At 75.3% G+C, this 24,785-nt stretch carries 22 protein-coding genes and 1 pseudogene; 6 read left to right on the top strand and 17 right to left on the bottom strand.

Features of this window, described 5'->3' with window-relative positions:
• Positions 1 to 71: 71 nt before the first annotated feature.
• From NPS70_RS13705 to NPS70_RS13695, 3 genes and pseudogenes are all read right to left on the bottom strand, one after another.
• A complete protein-coding gene (locus NPS70_RS13705; RefSeq protein WP_256524480.1) occupies positions 72 to 602 on the bottom strand; it encodes an NUDIX domain-containing protein in 531 nt (176 codons plus the stop codon).
• Positions 603 to 653: 51 nt separating this feature from the next.
• Positions 654 to 1,988: a transcriptional regulator gene (locus tag NPS70_RS13700; RefSeq protein ID WP_256524479.1), complete on the bottom strand. Its 1,335-nt coding sequence runs from the start codon at positions 1,986 to 1,988 to the stop codon at positions 654 to 656.
• Positions 1,989 to 2,052: 64 nt separating this feature from the next.
• A pseudogene (locus tag NPS70_RS13695) lies at positions 2,053 to 2,567 on the bottom strand (RNA-guided endonuclease InsQ/TnpB family protein); the annotation flags it as partial.
• Between NPS70_RS13695 and tnpA the strand changes: the two are divergent.
• A complete protein-coding gene (gene tnpA / locus NPS70_RS13690) occupies positions 2,565 to 2,969 on the top strand; it encodes an IS200/IS605 family transposase (protein WP_256524570.1) in 405 nt (134 codons plus the stop codon). The pseudogene NPS70_RS13695 and the gene tnpA overlap by 3 nt on opposite strands.
• Before the next feature lie 568 nt (positions 2,970 to 3,537).
• Here tnpA and pheT read toward each other — a convergent pair.
• From pheT to infC, 7 genes are all read right to left on the bottom strand, one after another.
• The gene (gene pheT / locus NPS70_RS13685; protein ID WP_256524478.1) at positions 3,538 to 6,051 is read right to left on the bottom strand and encodes a phenylalanine--tRNA ligase subunit beta; all 2,514 of its coding nucleotides are present in this window, start codon (positions 6,049 to 6,051) and stop codon (positions 3,538 to 3,540) included.
• Complete coding sequence (gene pheS / locus NPS70_RS13680) at positions 6,051 to 7,172, bottom strand: phenylalanine--tRNA ligase subunit alpha (protein WP_256524477.1); 1,122 nt, start codon at positions 7,170 to 7,172, stop codon at positions 6,051 to 6,053. The genes pheT and pheS overlap by 1 nt, the downstream gene beginning before the upstream one ends.
• Before the next feature lie 132 nt (positions 7,173 to 7,304).
• Positions 7,305 to 8,438 carry an ATP-binding protein gene (locus tag NPS70_RS13675; protein ID WP_256524476.1) on the bottom strand — a complete coding sequence of 378 codons (1,134 nt, stop codon included), beginning with the start codon at positions 8,436 to 8,438 and terminating at the stop codon, positions 7,305 to 7,307.
• A 166-nt stretch (positions 8,439 to 8,604) separates the two neighbouring features.
• Positions 8,605 to 9,444: an RNA methyltransferase gene (locus NPS70_RS13670; protein WP_256524475.1), complete on the bottom strand. Its 840-nt coding sequence runs from the start codon at positions 9,442 to 9,444 to the stop codon at positions 8,605 to 8,607.
• 206 nt (positions 9,445 to 9,650) lie between these two features.
• The gene (rplT, locus tag NPS70_RS13665; protein WP_016642495.1) at positions 9,651 to 10,034 is read right to left on the bottom strand and encodes a 50S ribosomal protein L20; all 384 of its coding nucleotides are present in this window, start codon (positions 10,032 to 10,034) and stop codon (positions 9,651 to 9,653) included.
• A 104-nt stretch (positions 10,035 to 10,138) separates the two neighbouring features.
• Complete coding sequence (gene rpmI, locus NPS70_RS13660) at positions 10,139 to 10,333, bottom strand: 50S ribosomal protein L35 (RefSeq protein WP_215182940.1); 195 nt, start codon at positions 10,331 to 10,333, stop codon at positions 10,139 to 10,141.
• 120 nt (positions 10,334 to 10,453) lie between these two features.
• The gene (gene infC, locus NPS70_RS13655; RefSeq protein ID WP_256524569.1) at positions 10,454 to 11,077 is read right to left on the bottom strand and encodes a translation initiation factor IF-3; all 624 of its coding nucleotides are present in this window, start codon (positions 11,075 to 11,077) and stop codon (positions 10,454 to 10,456) included.
• A gap of 375 nt (positions 11,078 to 11,452) precedes the next feature.
• On the opposite strand from infC, the gene NPS70_RS13650 reads away from it, so the two are divergent.
• Positions 11,453 to 11,833 (top strand): DUF1844 domain-containing protein, encoded by a 381-nt coding sequence (locus NPS70_RS13650; protein ID WP_256524474.1) that lies wholly within the window; start codon positions 11,453 to 11,455, stop codon positions 11,831 to 11,833.
• A 40-nt stretch (positions 11,834 to 11,873) separates the two neighbouring features.
• Here NPS70_RS13650 and NPS70_RS13645 read toward each other — a convergent pair whose 3' ends face one another.
• The 3 genes from NPS70_RS13645 to NPS70_RS28525 all read right to left on the bottom strand — a co-directional run bounded on the left by NPS70_RS13645 (position 11,874) and on the right by NPS70_RS28525 (position 14,626).
• Positions 11,874 to 12,608, bottom strand: a complete 735-nt coding sequence (locus tag NPS70_RS13645) for an SseB family protein (protein WP_256524473.1) — start codon at positions 12,606 to 12,608, stop codon at positions 11,874 to 11,876.
• Between the two features lie 75 nt (positions 12,609 to 12,683).
• A complete protein-coding gene (gene mycP, locus NPS70_RS13640) occupies positions 12,684 to 13,862 on the bottom strand; it encodes a type VII secretion-associated serine protease mycosin (protein WP_256524472.1) in 1,179 nt (392 codons plus the stop codon).
• Positions 13,859 to 14,626, bottom strand: coding sequence for a hypothetical protein (locus NPS70_RS28525; protein WP_308315011.1), 768 nt, complete (start codon positions 14,624 to 14,626; stop codon positions 13,859 to 13,861). Before NPS70_RS28525 ends, mycP begins: the two co-directional genes overlap by 4 nt.
• Before the next feature lie 1,024 nt (positions 14,627 to 15,650).
• On the opposite strand from NPS70_RS28525, the gene NPS70_RS13630 reads away from it, so the two are divergent.
• A complete protein-coding gene (locus NPS70_RS13630; RefSeq protein ID WP_256524471.1) occupies positions 15,651 to 16,853 on the top strand; it encodes an amino acid deaminase/aldolase in 1,203 nt (400 codons plus the stop codon).
• A gap of 100 nt (positions 16,854 to 16,953) precedes the next feature.
• On the opposite strand, the gene NPS70_RS13625 is transcribed toward NPS70_RS13630, so the two are convergent.
• From NPS70_RS13625 to NPS70_RS13615, 3 genes are read right to left on the bottom strand one after another with little or no spacing between them, the layout of a single operon-like run.
• On the bottom strand, positions 16,954 to 17,736 hold the full coding sequence (locus tag NPS70_RS13625) for a 3-oxoacyl-ACP reductase (RefSeq protein WP_256524470.1): 783 nt from the start codon (positions 17,734 to 17,736) through the stop codon (positions 16,954 to 16,956).
• A gap of 3 nt (positions 17,737 to 17,739) precedes the next feature.
• The gene (locus tag NPS70_RS13620; protein WP_256524469.1) at positions 17,740 to 19,110 is read right to left on the bottom strand and encodes an aldehyde dehydrogenase family protein; all 1,371 of its coding nucleotides are present in this window, start codon (positions 19,108 to 19,110) and stop codon (positions 17,740 to 17,742) included.
• A gap of 8 nt (positions 19,111 to 19,118) precedes the next feature.
• A complete protein-coding gene (locus tag NPS70_RS13615) occupies positions 19,119 to 20,483 on the bottom strand; it encodes a glutamine synthetase family protein (RefSeq protein WP_256524468.1) in 1,365 nt (454 codons plus the stop codon).
• A 78-nt stretch (positions 20,484 to 20,561) separates the two neighbouring features.
• Here NPS70_RS13615 and NPS70_RS13610 point away from each other — a divergent pair, with 78 nt between their 5' ends.
• The 3 genes from NPS70_RS13610 to NPS70_RS13600 all read left to right on the top strand — a co-directional run bounded on the left by NPS70_RS13610 (position 20,562) and on the right by NPS70_RS13600 (position 23,746).
• Positions 20,562 to 21,347: a FadR/GntR family transcriptional regulator gene (locus NPS70_RS13610; protein ID WP_374211996.1), complete on the top strand. Its 786-nt coding sequence runs from the start codon at positions 20,562 to 20,564 to the stop codon at positions 21,345 to 21,347.
• A gap of 146 nt (positions 21,348 to 21,493) precedes the next feature.
• Positions 21,494 to 22,969 carry an ethanolamine permease gene (eat, locus tag NPS70_RS13605; protein WP_256524467.1) on the top strand — a complete coding sequence of 492 codons (1,476 nt, stop codon included), beginning with the start codon at positions 21,494 to 21,496 and terminating at the stop codon, positions 22,967 to 22,969.
• 21 nt (positions 22,970 to 22,990) lie between these two features.
• Positions 22,991 to 23,746, top strand: a complete 756-nt coding sequence (locus tag NPS70_RS13600) for a gamma-glutamyl-gamma-aminobutyrate hydrolase family protein (protein WP_256524466.1) — start codon at positions 22,991 to 22,993, stop codon at positions 23,744 to 23,746.
• 68 nt (positions 23,747 to 23,814) lie between these two features.
• Here NPS70_RS13600 and NPS70_RS13595 read toward each other — a convergent pair whose 3' ends face one another.
• Positions 23,815 to 24,735: a LysR family transcriptional regulator gene (locus NPS70_RS13595; protein ID WP_256524465.1), complete on the bottom strand. Its 921-nt coding sequence runs from the start codon at positions 24,733 to 24,735 to the stop codon at positions 23,815 to 23,817.
• Positions 24,736 to 24,785 lie beyond the last annotated feature (50 nt).

Raw genomic sequence — 24,785 nt, 5'->3', positions numbered from 1 at the left:
CCCTCCGGCCCCCGCGCCCGCGGGCGCGCCGCCGCCCCCGGGGCGCCGCCACCGCACGGCGCCCCGGCGGTTCAGCCCAGCACGAGGTGGTGCAGCAGCAGGAGCCCGGCGGCGCTGTTCGCCGCCGGGACCTCGCCCCGTGCGACCAGCTCGGGCACGGCCTTGAGGGGCACCCAGTCCCTGCGGGAGGACTCGAAGGCGTCCTCCGGGCAGCCGATCAGGGCGGCCTCCTGGGTCCAGTAGAGGTGGTGCCGGGCGTCGCTGAGGCCGTTGGACGGCTCGACGGTCAGCAGGTGCCGCAGCGGACCGGGGCGCCAGCCGGTCTCCTCCTCCATCTCCCTCGCCGCCGCGGCGGCCGCGTCCTCGCCGTCCTCCACGACTCCGGCGGGGAGCTCCCAGCCCCAGCTGCCGGTGATGAAGCGGTGCCGCCACAGCATCAGCACCTCGTCGGCCGTGTTGACCGCCGCCGCCACGGCGACGGCGCGCTGCCGTATGACGTAGTGGTCGAGGTGCCGTCCGTCCGGGAGCACGACGTCGGCGAGGTTCACCCCGAACCAGGGGTTGCTGTACACAGTGCGTTCGCTTGCTTTCGTCCACTGCATGGTTCTGCCACCTTCCTGGAGGTCGGTGACAACATGGCAGCAGGACGGAGGTCAGAGCGGAACGCGCAATGTGGCCTCGATGGAATCGGCGGCGGCCGCGGCGGCGGCGGACCCGCTCCCGGCCAGTTGCTCCCGCACCGCCGTGAGCCGGTCCCGGAGCCGCCTGGACTCCATCCCGCGCGCCTGCTCCACCATCGCGGCGGCGGTCTCCGCGGCGCGGTCCGCCTCACCCCCGAGGAGCTCGATCTGGGTGAGCACGGCGAGCCGGTGCACCCGGCCGCGGTCGTGCGCCGGGGTGCGCACGGCGGCTGCCGCGTGCTCCCGGGCGGGCCCCAGCTCGCCCAGCCGGAGCAGGGCCTCGGCCACCTGCACGTCGACCAGCCCGGGCTGGACGTACCCCGTCTCGTCCGGCTCCCGGCCCGGCCGGATCCGGCCCGCCTCCGCCTCCGCCCGCCGGATGCACCGCGCCGCCTCGGCCGCGTCACCGAGGTGGGCGTACGCCTTGGCCTGCATCGCGTGGAGGTCGGCCGCCAGCGCGGGGGTGATCAACCGGCCCGCCGAGCGCAGCGCGGCCTCCGCGAAGGCCACCGCCTGGCGGTACTCCGCCGTGAACAGCGCCTGGTTGACCAGCAGGGCCACCACGTAGGCCCCCAGCCCCCGGTCCCCGCTCGCCTTGGCCAGCCGGAGGGCCTGGTGGAAGTAGCGCTGAGCCGGGCCCTGGGCGTCGGAGTCGTAGGCGCAGATCCCGGCCACGGCCACCAGCCCGCCGGCCGCACGGTGCAGGGCACGCCCCAGGGCGTCGTCGTAGGAGCCGCGCAGCAGCGGGGCGGTCTCCGCGTGGAGGAAGCCCACGACCCGGGCGCGGGTGGCGATGCCCCCGGCCCGCCGGTACATCGACTCGTAGTGGGCCCGGGCGGACCGGAGCAGCTCCACGTCGGCCGGGCAGACCCGCCGGGGCCCGTCGCCGGAGACGTCCGCGTCCTCCGGAGGGTTCTCCCACTCCCACACGGGCAGCACCGCCGGAGTGCCCGTCACCGCGGGGACCTCGTCGGTGTGCGCCCGGCGCTGCGCGTCCGAGCGCCACACCGCGCTCGCCCGCTCGACGAAGCCGGACAGGCGGGCGTCGCCGCCCGGTCCGGCTCCACCGGCCAGGCCCACGTCCGCGAGCGCGACGGGGCGTCCGAGCCGTGCGGCGAGTACCTCGCAGATCAGGTCCGGCACCTGGCCGCGCGGCCGCTGCCCCTTCAACCAGCGCGCCACGGCGGTGTGTTCGTAGCGCAGGGCCAGACCCCGCGCGCTGCCCGCCCCGTTGACGCGGGCGGCCAGACCGGCGTGCGAGAAGCCCGCTTCGGCGAGCAGGGCGTCGAGCAGGACGTTGGGCTGCATGGGCCCCTCCGGATCCCTCGGTCCGACTCAGCTTGACATCCTCCCGGGCCTGAAGGCCCGGGATTCCCGCCTGCTCCCACATTCGCTGTGTGGGTCGCCTCGGGCGGGTTCCTGCTTCGCTGCGCGGTGCGGGCACGGGTGCCCGTCTTACCTGCGCTCCGCAGGCTGACACCGCCAGTCCGGCGGCCTTGGCGACGTTGACCGCCGCGTTGATGTCCGGTCCAGGACCGCCCCACACGCCTGGCATGTCCACTCGCGGACGTTCAGCGGCTTGGGGCCGTCCTTGACACCGCACTGCGAGCACACCTGGGAGGTCGGCTCGAAGCGGCCGATCCGGATGAAGGTCCGCCCGTACCGGGCGGCCTTGTACTCCAGCATGGACACGAACGCCGACCAGCCGGCGTCGTGCACGGACTCGGCCAGGCGTGTGCGCGCGAGTCCCTTCACCGCCGGGTCCTCCACGGCGACCGCTTGGTTCTCGCGGATCAAGCGCGTGGAGAGCCGGTGGCGGAACTCGCGGCGTGCGTCGGCTACCCGCGCGTGTGCGCGGGCGACCTTGGTCCGGGCCTTGTTCCGATTGATATCCGCAGAGGCCGAGCAGTCGTCTACAACCTGCACGCGCACGTGGTGTTCGTCACGAAGTATCGGCGTGGCGTCATGAACGACGAGATGCCGACGCGCTGCGAGGAGGTCATGCGCAAGGTGTGCGAGGACTTCGGTGCGGAGCTGAAGGAGTTCAACGGCGAGGCCGACCACGTCCACCTGCTTGTGCACTGCCCGCCGAAGATCGCGCTCGCCAGCCTGGTCAACAGCCTCAAGGGCGTCTCGTCGCGCCGTCTGCGCGCGGAGTTCACCGGCCGGGTCAACCGGGCGATCACGCACGGCCGGTTCCGGTCGCCCCCGTACTGCGCCGGCTCGTGCGGCGGGGCGCCGCTCCAGGTGGTCAAGGACTACATCGCGCAGCAGAAGCGCCCGAACTGAGCGCGGCCGGCTGTGGGCTCGGGCAGGCAATGCAGACCCGTGCCCACAGCTGAGGTCAGAGCAGCCCTGAGACGCGATCCACCCCCGACCCGAAGGCCGGGGCACTCTCGCAAGATCAGAGGTAGGGGAGGACGATTCGCACGGGGTGTGAAACACCTGCCGGTTTCCGGCACTTGCGCACCCTCCCGCCGCGCGCGGGGCGGCGGTTGACTGGGTGCCCTCGCAAGAGGCAGCCGGGCCGCCCGCTCCCCCTCGTACAGCGGCGGCCTCCCCGCGCCGCCCGACCGCCGATCGGCCCGACACCCGGCGGCGGGCGGGGCGGCGCCGGCTGCGGGACCCGGGCGGTCCCCACCGGGGACGGGCACCCCTCCCTGCCCGCCCCCGCCGGAGGGGGAGCGCCCCGGCACGGCCTCGCCGGGTCCGCTCTCCCTCCGCATCCCCTCCGGCCGCGGGGCCGGCCGGCACGGCCCGGCGCGACCGCGACCGCGCGGGGCGCGTGCCGGGTGTCCGGACATGCCGGAGGGGGCGCGCCCGTGTACGGGCGCGCCCCCTCCACCGGTCTCCCGGGTCAGGCGCCGCGCAGCGACGCCCCCGTGCGCTCGGCCGCCAGGGCCACGGCGGCGTCACGGGCCGCCGACGCCTCGTCGACGGTCAGCGTGCGGTCCGCGGCGCGGAAGCGCAGCGCGTAGGCGAGGGACTTGCGGCCCTCGCCGATCTGCTCGCCGGTGAAGACGTCGAACAGCCGGAGGGACTCCAGCAGGGGGCCCGCGCCCTCGCGCAGCGCCGCCTCGACGTCCGCCGCCGGGACCTCGTCCGCGACGACGAGGGCCACGTCCTGGGTGGCCACCGGGAAGGTCGAGATGCCCGGCGCGCGCACCGCACCGCCCGAGGCCGACTCCAGCAGGTCCAGGTCCAGCTCCATCGCGCAGGTGCGCTCCGGCAGGTGCAGGGCCTTGACCACGCGCGGGTGCAGCTCCCCGGCGTGCCCGACGAGGACCTCCTCCCCGCCCCGCACCGCGTACAGGGCGGCGCATCGGCCGGGGTGCCAGGGCGCGTGCCGGTCGGCGCGCACCACCAGCTCCGCGCCCGCCTCCCGGGCGAGCAGGCGCCCCGCCTCGACCGCGTCGGCCCAGTCGGCCGGGCGGCCCGCGCCCCACCAGCCGTCCTGCTCGCGCGCGCCGGCCAGGACCACGGCGGCCCGTCGCGGCTGCTGCGGCAGGGCGGCGTCCAGCTCGGCGATCTCCGCCGCGGTGGGGCGGCGGTCCACGGAGGGCAGGGGCGCGCGGCGCTCCTCACCGGTCGGGCGGAAGACCAGGCCGGTCTCGAAGAGGGCCAGGTCGTGGCTGCCCCGGCCGTCGTTGCGCCGCAGGGCCCCGAGCAGGCCCGGCAGCAGCGTGGTGCGCAGCGCCGGCTCCTCGTCGGAGAGCGGGTTGACCAGGGTGACCACCCGGCGCCGGGCGTCGTCCGCCTCCAGGCCGAGCCGGTCGAAGACCTCCTCGCCCAGGAAGGGGTAGTTCGGCGCCTCGACGTAGCCGGCGCCCGCCAGGGCGCGGCCGGCCCGGCGGTGCAGGCGCTGGCGGGCGGTGAGCCCGCGGCCCGGCGGCGGGGTGGGCAGCGTGGAGGGCAGGTTCTCGTAGCCCTCCAGCCGGATGACCTCCTCCGCGAGGTCGTTCGGCGTGGCGAGGTCGGGGCGCCACGAGGGCACGGTCACCGCGAGCTCGTCCTGCCCCTGGACGTCGCAGCCGACCTCCTGGAGGCGGCGGACGACGGTCGCGCGGCCGTAGCCGAGGCCGGCGACGCGGTCCGGGTGGTCGGCCGGCATGGTGATCGTGCGGGGCGCGGTGGGCGCGGTGATCTGGGTGACGCCGCCCTCGGCCGTGCCGCCGGCGAGGAGCACCAGCAGGTCGACCGTGCGCTGGGCCGCGGCGGCCGCGGCCTCCGGGTCCACGCCCCGCTCGAAGCGCCTGGACGCCTCGGAGGAGAGACGGTGGCGGCGCGCGGCGCGGGCGACGGCGACCGGGTCGAAGTGCGCCGCCTCGATGACGACCTCGGTGGTGGCACCGGCGGTGCCCTCGTGGTCGGCGATCTCGGTGTCGGCGCCGCCCATCACGCCCGCGAGTCCGATCGGGCCGCGGTCGTCGGTGATGACCAGGTCCTCGGCGTCGAGGACGCGGGTGGTGCCGTCGAGGGTGGTGAGCTTCTCCCCCTGCTCGGCGCGGCGGACCCCGATCGGCCCCTGCACGAGGGTGCGGTCGTAGGCGTGCAGCGGCTGGCCGAGCTCCAGCATCACGTAGTTGGTGACGTCCACGGCGAGCGAGATCGGGCGCATGCCCGCCTTCTGGAGGCGGCGCTTGAGCCAGATCGGCGAGCGCGCCTCGGGCTCCAGGCCCACCACCGTGCGGGCGGTGAAGCGGTCGCAGCCCACGGGGTCGGCGACCGCGACCGGGTGCCCGTAGGCGTTGGGCGCGGGCACGTCGAGGAGCGCCGGGTCGCGCAGCGCCAGGCCGTAGGCGGTGGCGGTCTCGCGGGCGACGCCCCGCATCGACAGGCAGTAGCCGCGGTCCGGGGTGACGGCGATGTCGAGGACCTCGTCGACGAGCTCCAGCAGCTCGATCGCGTCCGTGCCGACCTCGGTCTCGGGCGGCAGCACGATGATGCCGTCCGTGCCGTCGTCGCCCATGCCGAGCTCGTCGCCGGAGCAGATCATGCCGTGGGACGTCTTGCCGTACGTCTTGCGCGCGGAGATGGCGAAGTCGCCGGGCAGCACGGCACCGGGCAGGACCACGACGACCTTGTCGCCGACGGCGAAGTTCCGGGCGCCGCAGACGATCTCCTGCGGCTCGCCGGTGCCGTTGGCCGCGCCGACGTCGACGGTGCAGAAGCGGATCGGCTTCTTGAAGCCCTCCAGCTCCTCGATGGTGAGCACCCGGCCCACGACGAGGGGGCCCTTGAGCCCGGTGCCGAGCTGCTCGACGGTCTCGACCTCGAGCCCGGCGGAGATGAGTCTGGCCTGGACGTCGCGGCCGGTCTCCGTCTCCGGCAGGTCGACGTACTCCCGCAGCCAGGAAAGCGGGACCCGCATCAGATCTCCATCCCGAAGGGCCGGGTGAACCGGACGTCACCCTCGACCATGTCTCGCATGTCTTCGACGTTGTGGCGGAACATCAGCATCCGTTCGATGCCGAAGCCGAAGGCGAACCCGCTGTAGCGCTCGGGGTCCACCCCGCAGGCGACGAGCACCTTGGGGTTGACCATCCCGCAGCCGCCCAGTTCGATCCAGCCCTCGCTGGAGCAGGTGCGGCAGGGGCGGTCCGGGTTGCCGACGGACTCGCCGCGGCACACGTAGCAGACCATGTCCATCTCCGCGGACGGCTCGGTGAAGGGGAAGAAGTTCGGCCGCAGCCGGGTCTTCATGCCCTCGCCGAACAGGGCCTGGACCATGTGGTCCAGGGTCCCCTTGAGGTCCGCCATCGTCAGGCCCTCGTCGACCGCGAGGAGCTCGACCTGGTGGAAGACCGGGGTGTGCGTGGCGTCCAGCTCGTCGGTGCGGTAGACGCGGCCCGGGCACACGACGTAGACGGGCGGTTCGCGGTCCAGCAGCGAGCGCGCCTGCACCGGGGAGGTGTGGGTGCGCAGCACGACGCCGGAGTCGGCGCCGCCCCGGGCGTCCTTCACGAAGAAGGTGTCGGCCTCCCCGCGGGCGGGGTGGTCGGGGCCGATGTTGAGGGCGTCGAAGTTGAACCACTCGGCCTCGGCCTGGGGGCCCTCGGCCACCTCGTAGCCCATGGCCGTGAAGATGTCCTCGATCCGCTCCATCAGCGTGGTGAGCGGGTGCCGGGCGCCGGCCGGTACGCGGTCGTACGGCAGGGTGACGTCGACGGCCTCCTCCACCAGCACACGGGCGTCGCGCTCGGCCTCCAGCTCGGCCTGGCGGGCGGCCAGCGCCTTGCTGACGGCGCCGCGGGCCTGGCCGACGCGCTTGCCGGCCTCGGCCTTGGCATGCGGCGGGAGGGCGCCGATCTCGCGGTTGGCGAGCGAGAGCGGCGAGGTGCCACCGGTGTGGGCGGTCTTGGCGTGGGCGAGCGCGTCGAGCGAGTCGGCGGCGGCGAAGGCGGCGAGCGCCTCGTCGCGCATGCGCTCGATCTCTTCCGGTTTCAGTGCCTCGACCTCGACAGGGTCGTACGACTTGTTGGGTGCGGACATCTCTTCCCGTACTTCCGAATGGGTGGCTGGGGACCCCGCACGTCGACCGGGGACGACCGAGGACGCAAAGGTGCCGAAGGCCGAGTCTAACGGGGTGGGGAGCTGCGGCTGAGCCCGCGGGCCGCCCGGCGCCTACTGGTGGAGGTGGGCCGGGGTGCCGACGGGCAGGGTAAATCGGAACTGGGCGCCGCCGCGGGGGGCGCGGCCCACGGTGATCGTCCCGCCGTGCGCCTCGACGATCCCCTTGACGATGTAGAGGCCCAGGCCGGTGCCGCCGCGCTTGCTGCCCCGCCAGAAGCGGGTGAAGACGCGGCTCATCGACTCCTCGGGGATGCCGGGGCCCTCGTCGCTCACGGTGACTGCCGTGCCCTTCTCGTGGTCGTCCGCCGCTGTCGGCGCCACCTCGATGGTGACGGTTCCCTCGCCGTGGCGCACCGCGTTTTCCAGCAGGTTGCCGAGGACCTGGTCGACCTTGTCCGGGTCGGCCCACAGTCCGGGCAGGCCGGGCCTGATGCGCAGCGCGAACCGGCCGGGGGCCTGGCCCCCGGCGAGGTGCGCCTGCACGTGGCGCTCCACGGCGGCGGGCAGGTCGACGATCTGCCGCCGCACCTCCAGGCGGCCCGAGTCGATGCGGGAGATGTCGAGGAGTTCGGCGATCAGGCGGGAGATGCGGCCCGCGTCGGCGTCGACGGTCTCCAGCATCAGGCGCTTCTGGTCGTCGGTGAACCGCTCCCACTTGGCGAGGAGGGTGGCGGTGAAGCCCTTGACGGAGGTCAGCGGGGAGCGCAGCTCGTGGGCGACGGTGGCGATCAGCTCGGCGTGGCTGCGCTCGGTGCGGCGGCGGGCCTCGGTGCCGCGGAGGCTGACCACCAGCCGGCGGAGCGGGCCGGTGGGGGTGTCGCGGACGTAGCGGGCGGAGACCAGGACCTCCCGGCCGCCGGGGAGCAGCAGGTTGCGCTCCGGCTGGGCGACGCGGGTGGCGAGGCCGCCGTAGGGGTCGGTGAGGGCCCACCAGCGGCGGCCCTTGAGGTCCTCCAGGGGGAGGGCGTGCTCCAGGGCCGCCCCGAGGGCCCTGGCCTTGGGCACGGCGGTGATCCGGACGGCCGCCTCGTTGAAGCAGACGACGCGCCCGGCCTCGTCGGCGACGACGAGCCCGTCGGGCAGGTCGTCGGGGTCGAGGCCGTACGCGGACGCCCCGGTGCGGACGGCGTCGCGGCACAGCACGGCGTCCGGCGTCGGACTGGGCCTGCTGGTCCCCACGGTCATGCCCCGTACCCCGCCTCTCCGCTGCCGAGTGGGCCCGAGTCCGTCACCCTACTAGCTGAAAGTGACCCGGCGGACCCCCTGAGCGAGTGGTCCCCCGAACGGTCCCGCGCCGCCGGTGTACGGCGGCGGCGCGTCGCGCGTCCCGGGGCACCCGTCGGGCCGGGTCCTACGCCCTGCGTCCGGCACGCTGGGCGCGCGCCGAGGCGTAGAGACATACGGCCGCGGCGGTGGCCAGGTTCAGCGATTCCGCCTTTCCGTGGATCGGGACGCGGACGACGGCGTCGGCCAGCGCCCGGGTCTCCTCGGGCAGGCCCCAGGCCTCGTTGCCGAAGATCCAGGCGGTGGGGCCCGCCATGGTCCCGGCGTCGAGTTCGTCGTCGAGGTCGTCCTCGCCCGCGCCGTCGGCGGCGACCACCCGTACGCCCGCGGCCTTGAGGCCGGCGACGGCCTGCTCCACGGGGACGCCGACGGCGACGGGCAGGTGGAAGTGCGAACCGACCGAGGCACGCACGGACTTCGGGTTGTAGAGGTCGACGGAGGCGTCGGTGAGGACGACCGCGTCGGCGCCCGCGGCGTCGGCGCAGCGCAGCACGGTGCCCGCGTTCCCGGGGTCGCGCACGTGGGCCAGCACGGCGACGAGCGCGGGGCGGGCGGCGAGGATGGACTCGAAGGGCGAGTCGAGGAAGCGGCAGACGCCGACGAGCCCCTGGGGGGTGACCGTCTGGGACACCTCGGCGAGCACCGTGTCGGCGGCGAGGTGGACGCGGGCGCCCTCGGCGCGCGCGGCGGCCACGATGTCGGCGTGGCGCTCGGCGGCCTCCGCGGTGGTGAAGAGCTCCACCAGGGTGGGCTCCCCGGTGGGTCCTCGGTGGGCGACGGCCTCGCGGACCGCCTGCGGCCCCTCGGCGATGAACAGCCGCTCCTTGGTGCGGAAGTTCCGCTTGGCGAGGCGCCGGGCGGCGGTGACGCGCGGGGACCGCGGGGAGATCGGCTCGGGGGTGGGCATGTGCGCCTGTGGCTCTCTGACTCGGTCGGCCGGGCGGGCGGCTGCCGGGGCCCGGTGCGCCGTCCGAGCGGGCGGACGGGCGCTGCGCGGGGGCGCGGGGCCGGCGCCGGCGGCCGTCGGCCGGGGCGGGCGGCGGATGGCGGCGGTGAAACGCGGCGGACCCGCAGGCCGTCGGGGGCCTGCGGGTCCGGTCGGCTCGACGAGCGTCAGGCGGCCTTGGGGGCGTTGACGTCGCTCGGGAGGGCCTTCTGGGCGACCTCGACCAGGGCGGCGAACGCGTTGGCGTCGTTGACCGCGAGCTCGGCCAGGATCTTGCGGTCCACCTCGATGTTGGCGGCCTTCAGACCCTGGATGAAGCGGTTGTAGGTGATGCCGTTGGCGCGGGCAGCGGCGTTGATGCGCTGGATCCACAGCTGACGGAAGTCGCCCTTGCGCTTCTTGCGGTCGTTGTAGTTGTAGACCAGGGAGTGGGTGACCTGCTCCTTGGCCTTGCGGTACAGGCGCGAACGCTGACCGCGGTAGCCGCTGGCCTGCTCGAGGATCGCCCGGCGCTTCTTGTGGGCGTTGACTGCCCGCTTGACGCGTGCCACTTGTTAACTCCTTGTAGCGGGGCCGTGGTCGGTTGTCACACGGCCCGGAAACGAATGGGTCCCGGTCCCGGCGTCCCGTCCCCCGGTGCGGGGGACGGAGGACGTCACTTGCCGAGAAGCTTCTTGATCTTCGCGGCGTCGCCCGGGGCCATCTCGGCGTTGCCGGTCAGGCGGCGCGTCAGACGGGACGACTTGTGCTCGAGCAGGTGGCGCTTGCCGGCGCGCTCGCGGAGCACCTTGCCGGAGCCGGTGATCTTGAAGCGCTTCTTGGAACCGCTGTGCGTCTTGTTCTTCGGCATCGCGCCGTTATCTCCTCATCAGTGGCGCTCCCCCGGTGCGTGCACCGGACAGCGGGAGCGTCAGATCGTCTATGGGGTTCCGGGGCGGAACCGCGGGGCCGCCGGGGCGGCCCCCTCGGGTCACGCCTCGGAGCTGGTGTCGTCCGGGGCGTCGGTGCTCTGGTCCTGCGAGCCCTGACGCTCCGCCTTGCGTGCGGCCTGGGCCTCACGCGCCTCGGCCATGGCCTCGGTCTTCTTCTTGTGGGGGCCCAGAACCATGATCATGTTCCGGCCGTCCTGCTTCGGGTTCGACTCGATGAAGCCGAGGTCCTCGACGTCTGCCGCGAGACGCTGGAGCAGACGGAAGCCGAGTTCGGGGCGGGACTGCTCACGACCACGGAACATGATCGTGATCTTGACCTTGTCGCCCTGCTTGAGGAACCGGACGACGTGACCCTTCTTGGTGTCGTAGTCGTGCGGATCGATCTTGGGCCGGAGCTTCATCTCCTTGATGACCGTGTGCGCCTGGTTCTTGCGCGCCTCACGGGCCTTCATGGCCGACTCGTACTTGAACTTCCCGTAGTCCATGAGCTTGCACACGGGCGGGCGGGCGTTCGCCGCGACCTCGACGAGGTCGAGGTCGTACTCCTGCGCAAGCTCCAGGGCCTTGGCAAGCGGAACAATCCCGACCTGCTCGCCGCTGGGACCGACAAGTCGCACCTCGGGAACGCGAATCCGGTCGTTGATGCGGGGCTCGGCGCTGATGGATCCTCCTCAGTAGCACCACACGACAGCCTGGCAGACAGCCGCGTACGTCTGTTTCGACAGACCAACCGCGCCGGAACACGAAAAATGCCCCGGACGGGACACAGGCGAATGCTCCGTCGGTACCGGAACACCGCCGCGGTCGCCGCGGGGCGTGCATCGGGCGGCGATCCATCGTCCGTACGGAACGATGGGCACCACCTGACCGGTGACCCGCCGCCCGGAGGGCGGCCAGGTGGGAGATCGGAGCCTCCACTTGTGGGCGGGACATGCAGATGTCCAGCCGGTCGTCACCCCAGGTTAGCAGTTCCCCGGGGAAGCTCCCAACCGGCGGCCGGGGGCGGCTGCCGGACGGCGGGGCCATATCGTGGCCCCATGAGCGACGCGACCTCCCCCAACGAATCCGCCGGATCCCCCGGGTCCCCCGACTTCGAGGCCATGGCCCGTGACATCGCGGAGGTCCCGGCCGTCGAGGTGATCGTCACGGTGGCGGTCAACCTGATGAGCGCCGCCGCGGTGAAGCTGGGCCTGACCGACGACGCCGAGGACCACAAGGACCTCGACGAGGCCCGCAAGCTGGTGCACGCGCTGGCCGGGCTGCTGGACGCCAGCACCACGGAGATCAGTTCCTTCCACGCGGCCCCGCTGCGGGACGGGCTGAAGTCCCTGCAGCTGGCCTTCCGCGAGGCCTCGATCGTGCCGGACGAGCCGGGCCGGGGACCGGGCGAGAAGTACACCGGCCCGGTCTACGGCTGAGGTCCGCCCGTGACGCGGCCGGGGCACCGCCCCGGCCGCGTCACGGGCGTGCGAACAGCGCGGTGCCCGGCGCGGACGTCCCCGGCGGCAGCAGGGCCAGGTCCAGGCCCCGCACCAGCCGGGCCCTCAGCACCTCGTGGGCGGCCAGCGCCCCGGCCACCCGGCGGCCCGCCTCCTCGGGCGCCGCGCCGTCGGCCAGCACGAGGGCGAGGGTGCCGTCCGCCTCCCGCGCGGGCACCAGATGGGCCCGTACCACGTCGGGCTCGGCCGCAAGGACCTCGCGCACGGCCCCGGTGACGGCCGGGTCGGCCAGCGGGTCGGCGCTGGTGCGCCCCTCCGCGAGCGCCAGCAGTGCGGGTCCGGTGAGCTGGTAGGCCACCGGGCCCGCCAGGTCGAGGACGAGCGTGTCGGCCTTCTCGTGGGCGGCTGCCGCCAGAGCCTGGTGCAGCGGCACCGCCACGGGGCGCGCGGACGGGTCCCAGCGGGCCAGGGAGGCGAGCGAGGTGAACGCGGGCAGGGCACGGCGGCCCTGGGCCGTCAGCGTCGGCACCGCCATGTCGCTGGTCTTCTCGCGGCGCAGCCCCTTGTCGTCCACCTCGACCTCGCCGAGCACGGCGACGACCGGGACCAGGAGCCGGGCGTCGCGGAGGGCGGCCAGCAGCCGCGGTTCGGCCGCCGGGTCCTCGGCCCAGGCGGCCAGCGCCGCCTCCAGGGCCGGATCGGCGGTGCCGTCGTCGTCGGGGAAACCGGGGTCCGGGATGTTCTTCAGCGCCACGCCACGAGCCTATCCCCCGGTACCCGGCGTCCCGCACGCGCCCGGCCGGCCCGCGCCACCGGTGGGGCGCCCGCCTCAGCCCTGCCGGCCGCTCCGCCAGAGGACCACGGCCGCGGCGAGCACGAGCACGCCGAGGGCGCCGGCGGCCGGGGCCAGCAGGCGGCCCGGGTGGCCGTCCTCGTCCTCGGGGTCGGGGCCCGGGCCGAAGTACCGCTCGCGGTAGCCGGAGGAGGCGGCGGAGGCGTTCCGGTCGCCGGGGCGGAGCGCGGCACCGGCCTCCAGGGCCGCGGCCGGGTCCACGAAGCCGTAGCCGCGGGCGTCGTCGCGTCCGCCCTCGGGGGCGTTGCGGGCGGTGTCCCTCAGCAGGGTCTTCACCTGCGCCGGGCTGAGGTCCGGGTACGCGGAGCGGACCAGGGCCGCGGCGCCCGAGACGAAGGCGGCGGCGGCGCTGGTCCCCCAGCCCTCGTAGTACTTGCCGTCCGGGTCGGCGATCACCACGTCCACCCCCGGTGCGCTGACGGTGGCGTACCAGCGGCGCGTGGAGAAGGAGGCGTGGGTGCCGAACCGGTCGACCGCGGTGACGGCGATGACCCCCGGATAGGCCGCCGGGTAGGAGACGCGGTCGCCCTTCTCGCCTCCGTTGCCCGCGGAGGCCACGACGACGGCCCCCTTGGCGAGCGCGTACTGCACGGCGGCGTCCTCGGCGGCCTCCGGGTGAGCGGACTCGCTGTCGTCGCCGAGGGAGAGGTTGATGATGTCCGCCCCCTGGTCGGCGGCCCACCGTATGCCCTCGGCGAGGGCGCTCCCGCGCGAGCTGCGCGCCCGGTCGCGGGCGTCGTCGGCGCCCTCCAGGATCACCCTCACCGGGAGGATCTTCGCCTCGGGGGCGATGCCCATGACACCGGAGGCCCCGTCGGGCCCGTGCCCGTGGGCCGCGATGATCCCGGCCATGGCCGTGCCGTGGCGCGCCCAGGCCCGGTCGCCCCGCTCCGCTCCGAAGCCGACGAAGTCCCTGCCCGGCAGCACGGAGCCGGCCAGGTCGGGGTGCCGGTCGTCGACACCGGTGTCGAGGACGGCCACGGTGACGCCCTCGCCCCGGGTGGTCTGCCAGGCGCGCTCGGTGTGCAGGGCCTCCAGGCTCCACTGCTGGGCGCGGACGGTGTCGGCGTGGGCGGGGGGCGCGGCCGGGAGCAGGGCGAAGGCCGCGGCCGCGAGCACCGCCGTGAGGCGCCGGGTGCGGGGGGCGGGACTCATCCGTCCTTCTCCGTGTCCGGGGCGGTGGTGGCGGTGCGCAGCCCGCCGCCGATGCGCTCGGCGATGCCCTGGGCGTCGTGGGCGAGCCCGGCCTGGGCCGCGGTGCTGGTCGCACCGGCCTCGGTGGCCTCGGTCGCGGGCCGGGGGTCCTCGATCCGCCGTCCGTCGGCGAAGCCCGAGACCGCGAAGACGACGACGGGGGCGTCGGTCTCGATCCGGATCGTCCAGCTGGCGCGCTGCCCGCTTCCGAAGCCCTCGGCGACGGTGCCCTCGGCGGGCAGCGTGCGGGGCATCAGGTCCCGCCGCTTGCCGAGCCCCTCGGTGGTGAAGCGGTTGTGGAGCGCGAGCATGGCCTCGCCGTCCGCCTCGGTGAAGACCATGCCGACGGTCGTCACGCTGCTCGCGGTGGCGTCGCTGTAGGTGGCCCGGACCACCCGCTCGCAGCCGACCGGCCGCAGCGCGGTGGCGAGCAGCGGGTCGAGCGCGGCGGCGCAGTCGGTGTCGGGGGCGACGGCGACGCGGTTCCAGACCCGGTCGGCCCCGCCCGGGCCTGCGTCGTCGCCCTTGAGGGTGGGCGGGAACAGCGCGTCCACCGGCCGGTTGTGCCACAGCTCGCGCACCCCGGCGTAGGCGTCCCGGCGGGCGGCCTCCGGTCCGGAGGCACCGGTCAGCCAGGTGCCGGCGGCCGCGCCGCCGAGCAGGCCGAGCCCGAGGACGACGCAGGCGACGGCGGCCGCCGTGCGGCCGGGGCGCCGGGAGGGCACCGGCCGCAGCCTGGTGGTCTGCTCCGCGGGGGTCTCGGGGGGCGGCCAGGCGTGGGCGGGCGGGCGGGGGGCGGCGGGCCAGGGGGCCGGGCCGACGGCCCCGACGGGATGGCGGGCGGCCTGGGGGTGCCCGGTGGGCGGGTGCGGACGGGCCGGGGCCGCGGCGCGGGGTGCCGGAACGGGGGCCGCGCCGGGCGGGGCCCACGGGGCGGGCGGGGCGGGGGCCGCATCGGGCGGCGTGCGCCGGGGCGGGGAGGCGGGCTGCGGGGACACGTGCGCCGGGCCGGCGTGCCCCGGGGCGGCTAGGCGCGGGGCCTCGGCGGCAGGGGGCGGCGCTGCGGGCGCAGGGGGCCCGGGCGGGGCGGCCGGGGAGGGTGCGGGGGACACGGGCGCGGATCCGGGGGCCGCGGCGGGCGGCACCGGACGCGCGGCCCGCGGGGCGGCCGGGCGCGGGGCCTGGGCGGCGGCCGGGCCTCCGTGCGGGGGGCCGGTGGGCCCGGCGGGCTCCCGGGAGGGTGCGGGGGGCGCCGGGGAGGGACGCGGCACCGCGGTGCGGCGGCGCAGCGGAGTGGTGGGGGCGGAGCGGACCTCCCCGGCGCCCCCGGCAGGAGGCGGCGCGGACGGGCGGGGCGGGAGCGGCGCGGCGTCGGCGGGGGCCGGGGGCTGCTCGCCCGAAGGGCGCTGCGCCTCCGTGCTCATGCCGCCCCCGTAGTCCTTCGCGTGCTCCCCGCCCCCGGACGACCGGTCGGCGCAGGCCCGTTCGCCAGCTCGTGCGGGTCACTCTAACGGGCTGCACCAGGGCGGTCGTCCATCCGGCCTGGTCCGGGCCGATCTGCCCCGAACATCCCCTCACGGCGTCCCTCGGGGCCCGTCCCGCGCTTCCCGCCGGGTCGGCGCGGAGGCCGTGGTCCGGTGCTCCGCACGGTGAGGGGCGGCCCCGCAGCGGGTGCGTGCGGGCGGCACGGCCGCCGGGATTGCGGGCGGGGCCTTACCCCCCGGTAACGGTGTCTGGCAAGCTCGGCCCATGACTCCCCGTTCCGCAGACCGGGCCCGCTACGACACGGCCACGGCGCATCTCGACGCCCCGCTCGCCCTCGTCGACCTCGACGCCTTCGACGCCAACGCCGCCGACCTCGTCCGGCGCGCCGGAGGGAAGCCGGTCCGGGTGGCGAGCAAGTCGGTGCGGTGCCGGGCGCTCCTGGAACGGGTGCTGGCCCGGGAGGGCTTCGCCGGGGTGATGGCCTTCACGCTCGGTGAGTCCCTGTGGCTGGCGCGCGCCGGGTTCCGCGACGTCCTGCTGGCCTACCCCTCCGCGGACCGGGCCGGCTTCGCCGAGCTCGCCGGGGACGCGGAACTCGCCGCCGAGGTGACCGTGGTCGTCGACGACCCGGCGCAGCTCGACCTGATCGACGCCTCCCGGCAGGGCGGGCGCGCGGAGGTCCGGGTGTGCCTGGAACTGGACACCTCCCTGCACCTGCTGGGCGGACGCCTGCGGGTGGGCGCCCGCCGCTCCCCGCTGCGCGGCCCGGCCGAACTGGCCGGACTCGCCCGCGCGGTGGCCCGCAGGCCGGGTTTCCGGCTGGTGGGCCTGATGGCGTACGAGGGCCATGTGGCGGGCGTCGGCGACGCGGTGCCGGGGGCGCCGCTGCGCTCCCGCGCCGTGCGGGTCCTTCAGCGGGCGGCCCGCAGGGAGCTGGCGGAGCGGAGGGCGGCCGTGGTGGCCGCGGTCAGGGCGGTGGAGCCGGGGCTGGAGTTCGTCAACGGAGGCGGCACGGGCAGTGTGCAGCACACGGCCGCCGAGGAGTGCGTGACGGAGGTCGCGGCCGGTTCGGGGCTGTTCCTCCCCCGGCTCTTCGACCACTACACGTCCTTCCGGGGCCGCCCGGCGGCCCTCTTCGCGCAGCCGGTGGTGCGCCGGCCCGGGGTGGGCGCGGTGACGGTGCTGGGCGGGGGCTACCCGGCGTCCGGCCCGGCGGGCGCGGACCGCTCCCCCGTCCCCTGGCTGCCGGAGGGGCTGCGCTACGACCCTCGGGAGGGCGCGGGCGAGGTGCAGACGCCGCTGCTGGGTCCGGCCGCCGACGACCTTCTGATCGGCGACCGGGTGTGGTTCCGCCACGCGAAGGCCGGGGAGGTGTGCGAGCGCTTCGGGACGCTCCACCTGGTGGAGGGCGACCGGGTGACGGGCAGCGTCCCCACCTACCGGGGCGAGGGGCGGACCTTCCTGTAGTGCCGCGGCACCACCGGGCGCGCCGGGCCGCACGGTGCGGCCCGGCGGCCGGGGCGGGCCCGCCGGGCCCGGAGCCGGGCTCCGGGCCCGGCGGGGCGGCCTACAACGGGGTGACGTAGGCCCCGGAGATACCGCCGTCGACCAGGAAGTCCGTGGCGTTCACGAACGAGGAGTCGTCGCTCGCCAGGAAGGCGACCGCGGCCGCGATCTCCTCCGCCTCGGCGAAGCGCCCGAGGGGGATGTGGACCAGCCTGCGGGCGGCCCGCTCGGGGTCCTTGGCGAACAGCTCCCGGAGCAGGGGGGTGTTGACCGGGCCCGGGCACAGGGCGTTGACCCGGATCCCCTCGCGGGCGAACTGCACCCCCAGTTCCCGGGACATCGCGAGGACCCCGCCCTTGGAGGCGGTGTAGGAGATCTGGGAGGTGGCGGCGCCCATCCGGGCCACGAAGGAGGCGGTGTTGATGATGGATCCGCGTCCCTGCCGGCGCATGTAGGGGATGGCGGCCTTGCAGCACAGGTACACCGAGGTCAGGTTGACCTCCTGCACCCGCTTCCACGCCTCCAGCCCGGTCTCCAGGATCGAGTCGTCGTCCGGGGGCGAGATGCCGGCGTTGTTGAAGGCCACGTCGACGCTGCCGTAGGTCTCGTAGGCGGTACGGAACAGTGCCTCGACCTGTTCCGCGTCGGTGACGTCCACACGGGCGAACGTCCCGCCGACCTCGTCGGCCGCGGCCTTTCCGGCGGTCTCGTCGATGTCGCCGCACACGAGGTGCGCGCCCTCGGAGGCGAGCCGGCGCGCGGCGGCCAGGCCGATGCCGCTGCCGGCTCCGGTGACGACGGCGGTGCGGCCGACCAGGCGGCGGCAGAGGGGTGTCTCGGTCAAGGGTCAGTCCTCCGTGCTGATGAAGACGTTCTTGGTCTCGGTGAACGCGGCGAGGGCGTCGGGGCCCAGTTCCCGGCCGATGCCGGACTGCTTGAAGCCGCCGAAGGGGGTCCAGTAGCGGACGCTGGCATGGGAGTTGACGGAGAGGTTGCCCGCGGCGACGGCCCGGCTGACGCGCAGCGCGCGGCCGACGTCCCGGGTCCAGACGGAGCCGGAGAGGCCGTAGTCGGTGGCGTTGGCCAGGCGGACGGCGTCGGCCTCGTCCTCGAAGGGCAGGACGGCGGCGACGGGTCCGAAGACCTCCTCGCGGGCGGCGGGGGCGTCCGGCGCCAGGCCGGTGAGCACGGTCGGGGGGAACCAGAAGCCGGGGCCCGCCGGGGCGGTGCCTCGGATGGCCTCGGCGTCCCCGGGCACGTAGGAGCGGACGCGTTCCAGCTGGCTCTTGGAGATCAGCGGGCCCATGTCCGTGCGCTCGTCCAGCGGGTCGCCCACGGTCACCGAGGCGACGGCGGGCGCCAGCAGGTCGAGGAAGCGCTCGTACACGGAGCGCTGCACCAGGATGCGGGTGCGGGCGCAGCAGTCCTGGCCGCTGTTGTCGAGGAAGGACATCGGGGCGGCGGCCGCGGCCTTCTCCAGGTCCGCGTCGGCGAAGACGATGTTGGGGTTCTTGCCGCCGAGTTCGAGGGTGACCCGCTTGGTCCGCTCGGCGCACAGGGCCATGATCCTCCGCCCGACGGCGGTGGAACCCGTGAACACGATCTTGGCCACGCCCGGGTGGCGGACCAGCGCCTCGCCCGCGATGTCGCCACGGCCGGGCAGCACCTGGAGGAGGTGCTCGGGCAGTCCGGCCTGGAGGGCCAGCTCCGCGAGCCGCTGCGCGGTCAGCGGGGTGGCCTCGGCGGGTTTGAGCAGCACGGCGTTCCCGGCCGCGAGGGCGGGGGCGGTGCCCCAGGCGGCGACGGGCATGGGGAAGTTCCAGGGCGCGATGACGCCCACCACGCCGAGGGGTTCGAGGAAGGTGACGTCGAGGCCGCCGGGGACGGGGATCTGGTGTCCGGTCAGGCGCTCGACGCCGCCCGCGCAGTAGTCGAGCAGGTCGCGGACGTTGCCGGCCTCCCAGCGGGCGTTGCCGAGGGTGTGGCCGGCCTCCGAGACCTCCAGGCGGGCCAGCTCCTCGGTGTGCGCGTCGACCACGGCGGCGAAGCGGCGCAGCAGCCGGGCGCGGTCGGCCGGTGCCGCCGCGGCCCAGGTGCGCTGCGCGGCCGCGGCGCGGGTGACGGCGGCGTCCACGTCGGCGGCGGTGGCGCCGGGGACGGTGGCCACGAGCTCCTCGGTGGCCGGGTTGAGGACGTCGAGGGTGTAGGGCTGGGACACGGGCTGCCTCACATGCGTTCGAAGGAGCGGCGGAGCTCCCAGTCGGTGACGGCGGCGTCGAAGGCGTCGAGTTCGACGCGGGCCATGTTGCGGTAGTGGGCGACGACCTCGTCTCCGAAGGCGGCCTTGGCGACGGCGCTGGTCTCCCAGAGTTCGGCCGCTTCGCGCAGGGTGGTGGGGACGTGGGCGTGGTCCTCCGCGTAGGCGTTGCCGGTGCAGGGCTCGGGGAGCTCCAGGCGCTGCTCCACCCCGTGCAGGCCGGCGGCGACGAGACCGGCCACGGCGAGGTAGGGGTTGACGTCGCCGCCGGGGAGGCGGTTCTCGAAGCGCATCGAGCGGCCGTGGCCGACCACGCGGAGCGCGCAGGTGCGGTTGTCGTGCCCCCAGGCGGCCGCGGTCGGGGCGAAGGATCCGGGCTGGAAGCGCTTGTAGGAGTTGACGTGCGGGGCGTAGAGGAGGGTGAACTCCCGCAGGGCGGCGAGCTGTCCGGCGAGGAAGTGGCGCATCAGGGGCGACATCCCGCCGGGGCCGTCGCCCGCCATGGCGTTGCGGCCGTCGGCGTCCTGGAGCGAGAGGTGGATGTGGCAGGAGTTGCCCTCGCGCTCGTTGTACTTGGCCATGAAGGTGAGGGAGTAGCCCTCCTGCGCGGCGATCTCCTTGGCGCCGGTCTTGTAGACGGCGTGCTGGTCGCAGGTGACCAGCGCCTCGTCGTACTTGAAGGCGATCTCGTGCTGGCCGGGGTTGCACTCGCCCTTGGCCGACTCCACGGTCAGCCCGGCACCCGTCATCTCGTTGCGGATGCGGCGCAGCAGCGGCTCGATGCGGCCGGTGCCGAGGACGGAGTAGTCGATGTTGTACTGGTTGGCCGGGGTGAGGTCGCGGTAGCCGCGGTCCCAGGCCTGTTCGTAGGTGTCCCGGAAGACGATGAACTCCAGCTCGGTGCCCACCTGGGCGGTGAGCCCCCGCTCGGCCAGCCGCTCCAGCTGGCGGCGCAGGATCTGGCGGGGGGCGGCCGCGACCGGGGCGCCGTCGTGCCAGGCGAGGTCCGCGACGACCAGGGCGGTGCCCTCGTGCCAGGGGGTGGGGCGCAGCGTGCCGAGGTCGGCGTGCATGGCGAAGTCGCCGTAGCCGCGCTCCCAGGAGGACATCGCGTAGCCGTCGACGGTGTTCATCTCGGCGTCGACGGCGAGGAGGTAGTTGCAGCCCTCCGTGCCGTGGTCGACGACCTCGTCGAGGAAGAAGCGCGCGGCGAACCGCTTGCCCTGGAGTCGGCCCTGCATGTCGGGGAAGGCGAGGACGACGGTGTCGACCTCCCCTCTGTCGACCCGGGCGCGGAGGTCGGATAGTGAGAGCGGTGGTGTGCGGTGTGCCACGGGGTGACGCCTCCTAGGGTCAGCCGGAGGTCATAAGGTATTGCGGAAGACCATTGATTGGGAAGGGGAACCGGCGAGGTGACCGAGAGCAGCGGAGCGGGTGCACCCCGCGCGGGCGCGGAGGCGGCGGGCGGCGGCGCGGACGGCGCACCCGACCGGCTCACCCCCGTGCTGAGGCCGGTGCGCGCGGGCAACGGCTTCGAGGAGGCGCTGGAGCAGATCCTCCAGCTGCTGCGCCTCGGCCTGGTCTCCGGCGGCGAGCGGCTGCCGGCCGAGCGGGAGCTGGCCGAGCGGATGGGGATCAGCCGGGTGACGCTGCGCGAGGTGCTGAAGGTCCTGACGGAGGAGGGCCTGGTCGAGAGCCGCCGGGGACGCTACGGCGGGACGTTCGTCCGGGAGCGGCCGGTGCGCCCCGGGGAGCAGGAGCTCCAGCGCCGGATGGCGGGCGTGGACGTGGAGGACACCCTGCGCTTCCGCGAGGTGCTGGAGGTCGGCGCGGCGGGACTGTGCGCCGCGCACGGGCTCACGGACGCGCAGGCCGGACGGCTGCGCGCGGCGCTCGCGGCCACGCACGACGCCCCCCTGGCCGACTACCGCAAGCAGGACACCCTGCTGCACCTGACGCTGGCCGAGCTGTCCGGTTCGGCCTCCCTGACGGCCGGGTACGCGGCGGTCCGCGCCTCCCTGAACGACCTGCTGGACTGCATACCCCTGCTGGTGCGGAACCTGGAGCACTCCCAGCACCAGCACACCGCGCTCGTGGACGCCGTGCTGGAGGGGGACGCGGACGCGGCGCGCGAGGTGATGCGGGAGCACTGCGAGGGGACGGCGGCGCTGCTGCGCGGCTTCCTGGGGCGCAGCTGAGCCGTCGCGCGCCCGGACCCCGGAGGGCGGCCGCGGGCCGCGGGGGAGCCGATCCGTAACGCCTCTTTTACGCACGGGTCTTGCGCCGCCGCACCACGACCGCAATGGTGTCCGCACGAACCTTTGAGTTGAGCCAGGAGCGTCCCATGGCGGAAGGCACCACCTCACCCAGCGCACCCCCCTCCCCCTCGCCCGCCGGAGTCCCCGGCCCGGAGGGGGACTCCTACCTCCGGCGGCGCGCCCTGCGCCGCGGCAGCGCCGGCTGGCTGCTGCTGACCGGTCTCGGCGTCGCCTACGTCGTCTCCGGCGACTTCTCCGGCTGGAACATCGGCCTGTCCAAGGGGGGCTTCGGCGGACTGGCCGTCGCGGCCCTGCTGATGGGCGCCATGTACGCCTGCCTCGTCTTCGCGCTCGCCGAACTCTCGGCGATCCTGCCCACCGCGGGCGGCGGCTACGGCTTCGCCCGGCGCGCGCTCGGCCCCTGGGGCGGGTTCCTCACCGGCACCGCGATCCTCATCGAGTACATCCTCGCGCCCGCCGCGATCTCCATCTTCATCGGCGACTACGTCGAGTCGCTGGGGCTGTTCGGTCTGGAGTCCGGCTGGCCGGTCTACCTGGCCTGCTTCGCGGTCTTCATCGGCATCCACCTGTGGGGCGTCGGCGAGGCCCTGCGCTTCAGCCTCGTGGTGACGGCCGTCGCCGTGGCGGCGCTGCTGATCTTCGCCGTGGGCGCCTTCACCGAGTTCGACGCCTCCGGCCTGAACGACATCCCCGCCGACCCGGACGCCTTCGGCTCCTCCTCCTGGCTGCCGTTCGGGCTGCTGGGCATCTGGGCCGCCTTCCCCTTCGGCATGTGGTTCTTCCTCGGGGTGGAGGGGGTTCCGCTCGCCGCCGAGGAGGCCAAGGACCCGGTGCGCTCCATGCCGAGGGCGCTGTCCATCTCGATGGGCGTGCTGGTGCTGCTCGCGGCCGTCACCTTCGTCGCGGCGAGCGGCGCACGCGGCTCGGCCGCCATCCAGGAGGCGGGCAACCCGCTGGTGGTCGCGCTCCAGGGCGACGGGGGGCCGACGGCGCTCAGCCGCTTCGTGAACTACGCCGGCCTGGCGGGCCTGGTGGCCTCGTTCTTCTCGCTGATCTACGCCGGCTCCCGGCAGCTGTTCGCCCTCTCCCGGGCCGGCTACCTGCCCCGGTTCCTGTCGCTCACCAGCCGCCGCAGGGCGCCCTACCTGGGGCTGCTCATCCCCGGGGCGATCGGCTTCGCCCTCGCCGCGGGGACCGGCAACGGCGCCCGGATGCTGAACATCGCGGTCTTCGGCGCCACCATCAGCTACGCCCTGATGGCCCTCTCCCACATCGTGCTGCGGCGGCGCGAGCCGCAACTGCACCGCCCCTACCGCACACCCGGCGGGATCGCGACCTCCTCCACCGCCCTCGTCCTGGCCCTGTCGGCGCTGGTGGCGACCTTCCTGGTGGACAGGGAGGCGGCCTTCACCGCGCTCGCCGTCTACGCCGTCGCCCTGGCCTACTTCGCCTTCTACAGTCGGCACCGGCTCGTCGCCGGCGCCCCCGAGGAGGAGTTCGCGGCACTCGCCCGGGCCGAGGCGGAACTGGAACGCAGCTGACCCGCACGTACAGGAGGATTCGTGGACCGACCGCTGATCGGAATCAGCACCTACCTGGAGACCTCCGCCCGCTGGGGCGTGTGGGACCTGCCCGCGGCGCTGCTGCCGGCCGCCTACCCGGCGCTCGTGGCGGCGGCGGGCGGGCTGCCCGTGATGCTCCCGCCCGGGCCGCCGGGGACCGCGGCGGAGGTGGTGGCCCGGATGGACGGCGTCCTCGTCGCGGGCGGTCCGGACGTCGACCCGTCCTGCTACGGCGCCGCCCGCTCCCCCCGCACCGGGCCGCCCGCACCGGAGCGCGACGCCTGGGAGCTGGCGCTCGTCCGGGGCGCGCTGGAGCGCGGCACCCCCCTGCTCGGCGTCTGCCGCGGAATGCAGCTGCTGAACGTGGCCCTCGGCGGAACGCTGGTGCAGCACCTGGACGGGCATGCGGGCGGGCCGGACGGCTCCACGACGGGCGTGTTCGGGGAGCACACGGTCACCCCGGTGCCCGGCACCCGCTACGCCGGGCTGGTACCGGAGCCCTTCGGCGTGCCGACCCACCACCACCAGGCCGTGGACCGCCTCGGCGAGGGCCTGGTGGCCTCCGCCCACGCGGAGGACGGCACGGTCGAGGCGGTGGAGCCGCCGCCCGGTTCCGGGCGGGGCTGGGTGCTGGGCGTGCAGTGGCACCCGGAGATGGGCGGGGACACCCGGGTGGCGGCCGCGCTGGTCGCCGCGGCCCGCGAGGCGGCGCCCGCCGCCGTGCGTCCGCAGGCGCCCGTCGGCCCCCGCTCCTGACCGACCCCGTCCGCAGGTGCCCGGCGTGCCGCCCGGGCATCTGCGGACGGCCGCCGCCCCGGCCGCCGCTACCCCCGGGTCAGGCCCAGCAGGTCCCTCGCCGGGCCCGTCGGCCGGTGCCCGTGCGGCCACACCGCGCGCAGGTCGCGGTCCAGGCGGACCCCCTCCACCGGGATCCCGACCAGACGGCGCGAGGCCCTCTCCTCGGCGACCGCCAGCTCGCTGAGGACCGCGGGGCCCGCCCCGCTCACCGCAGCGGCCTTCACGGCCGTCGTGGAGGCCAGTTCGAGCAGCGGCGCGGCCAGCCCCCCGTGGGAGGAGAGCGCCGAGTCCAGCACCTGCCGGGTCCCCGAGCCGCGCTCGCGCAGCACCAGCGGTGTGCCCGCCAGCTCCTCGGGGGTCAGGGGCGCCCGGCGCCTGCGCGCCCAGGGGTGGCCCGGCGCGGCCACGACGAGCAGCCGGTCGTGGCCGATGACGGTCCCGTCCAGCCCCTCCGGCACGGCGAGCCCCTCCACGAAGCCCAGATCGGCCTCACCCGCGAGCAGGCGCTCGGCGACCGCAGCGGAGTTGCCCGCCTGGAGCGAGACGGCCGTGTCGGGCCGCGCGGCGCGCAGGGCGATCAGCCAGCCGGGCAGCAGGTACTCGGCGATGGTCATGCTGGCGGCGACGCGCAGCCGGGAGTCGCGGCGTCCGCGCAGGGCCTGCGCCCCGGCGTCGAAGGCCTCCGCCGCCTCCACCACACGCCGGGCCCAGTCCGTGACGAGCGCCCCGGCCTCGGTGAGGCGGGAGCCCCGCGGAGAGCGCTCCACCAGCGCCACCCCGAGCTGCCGCTCCATCGAGCGGACGCGGCTGCTCGCCGCCGGCTGGGTGATGCCCACCTCGCGGGCCGCGCGCCCGAGGCTGCCGTGCCGGGCCACGGCGAGCAGCAGCTCCAGCGCCCCCAGGTCGGGTACGCGGTGGGCCAGCGGCACCCGCTCCTCTTCGCTCATAAGACCAGCTTATGAGGCGATAGCGACGGAGTCCCTGGTGGGGGCCCCGT

Source organism: Streptomyces sp. C10-9-1 (assembly GCF_024497955.1).
GTDB lineage: Bacteria > Actinomycetota > Actinomycetes > Streptomycetales > Streptomycetaceae > Streptomyces > Streptomyces sanyensis.
The sequence above is the reverse complement of the archived record's forward strand: the minus strand, read 5'-3'. Positions and strand labels throughout refer to the sequence as shown.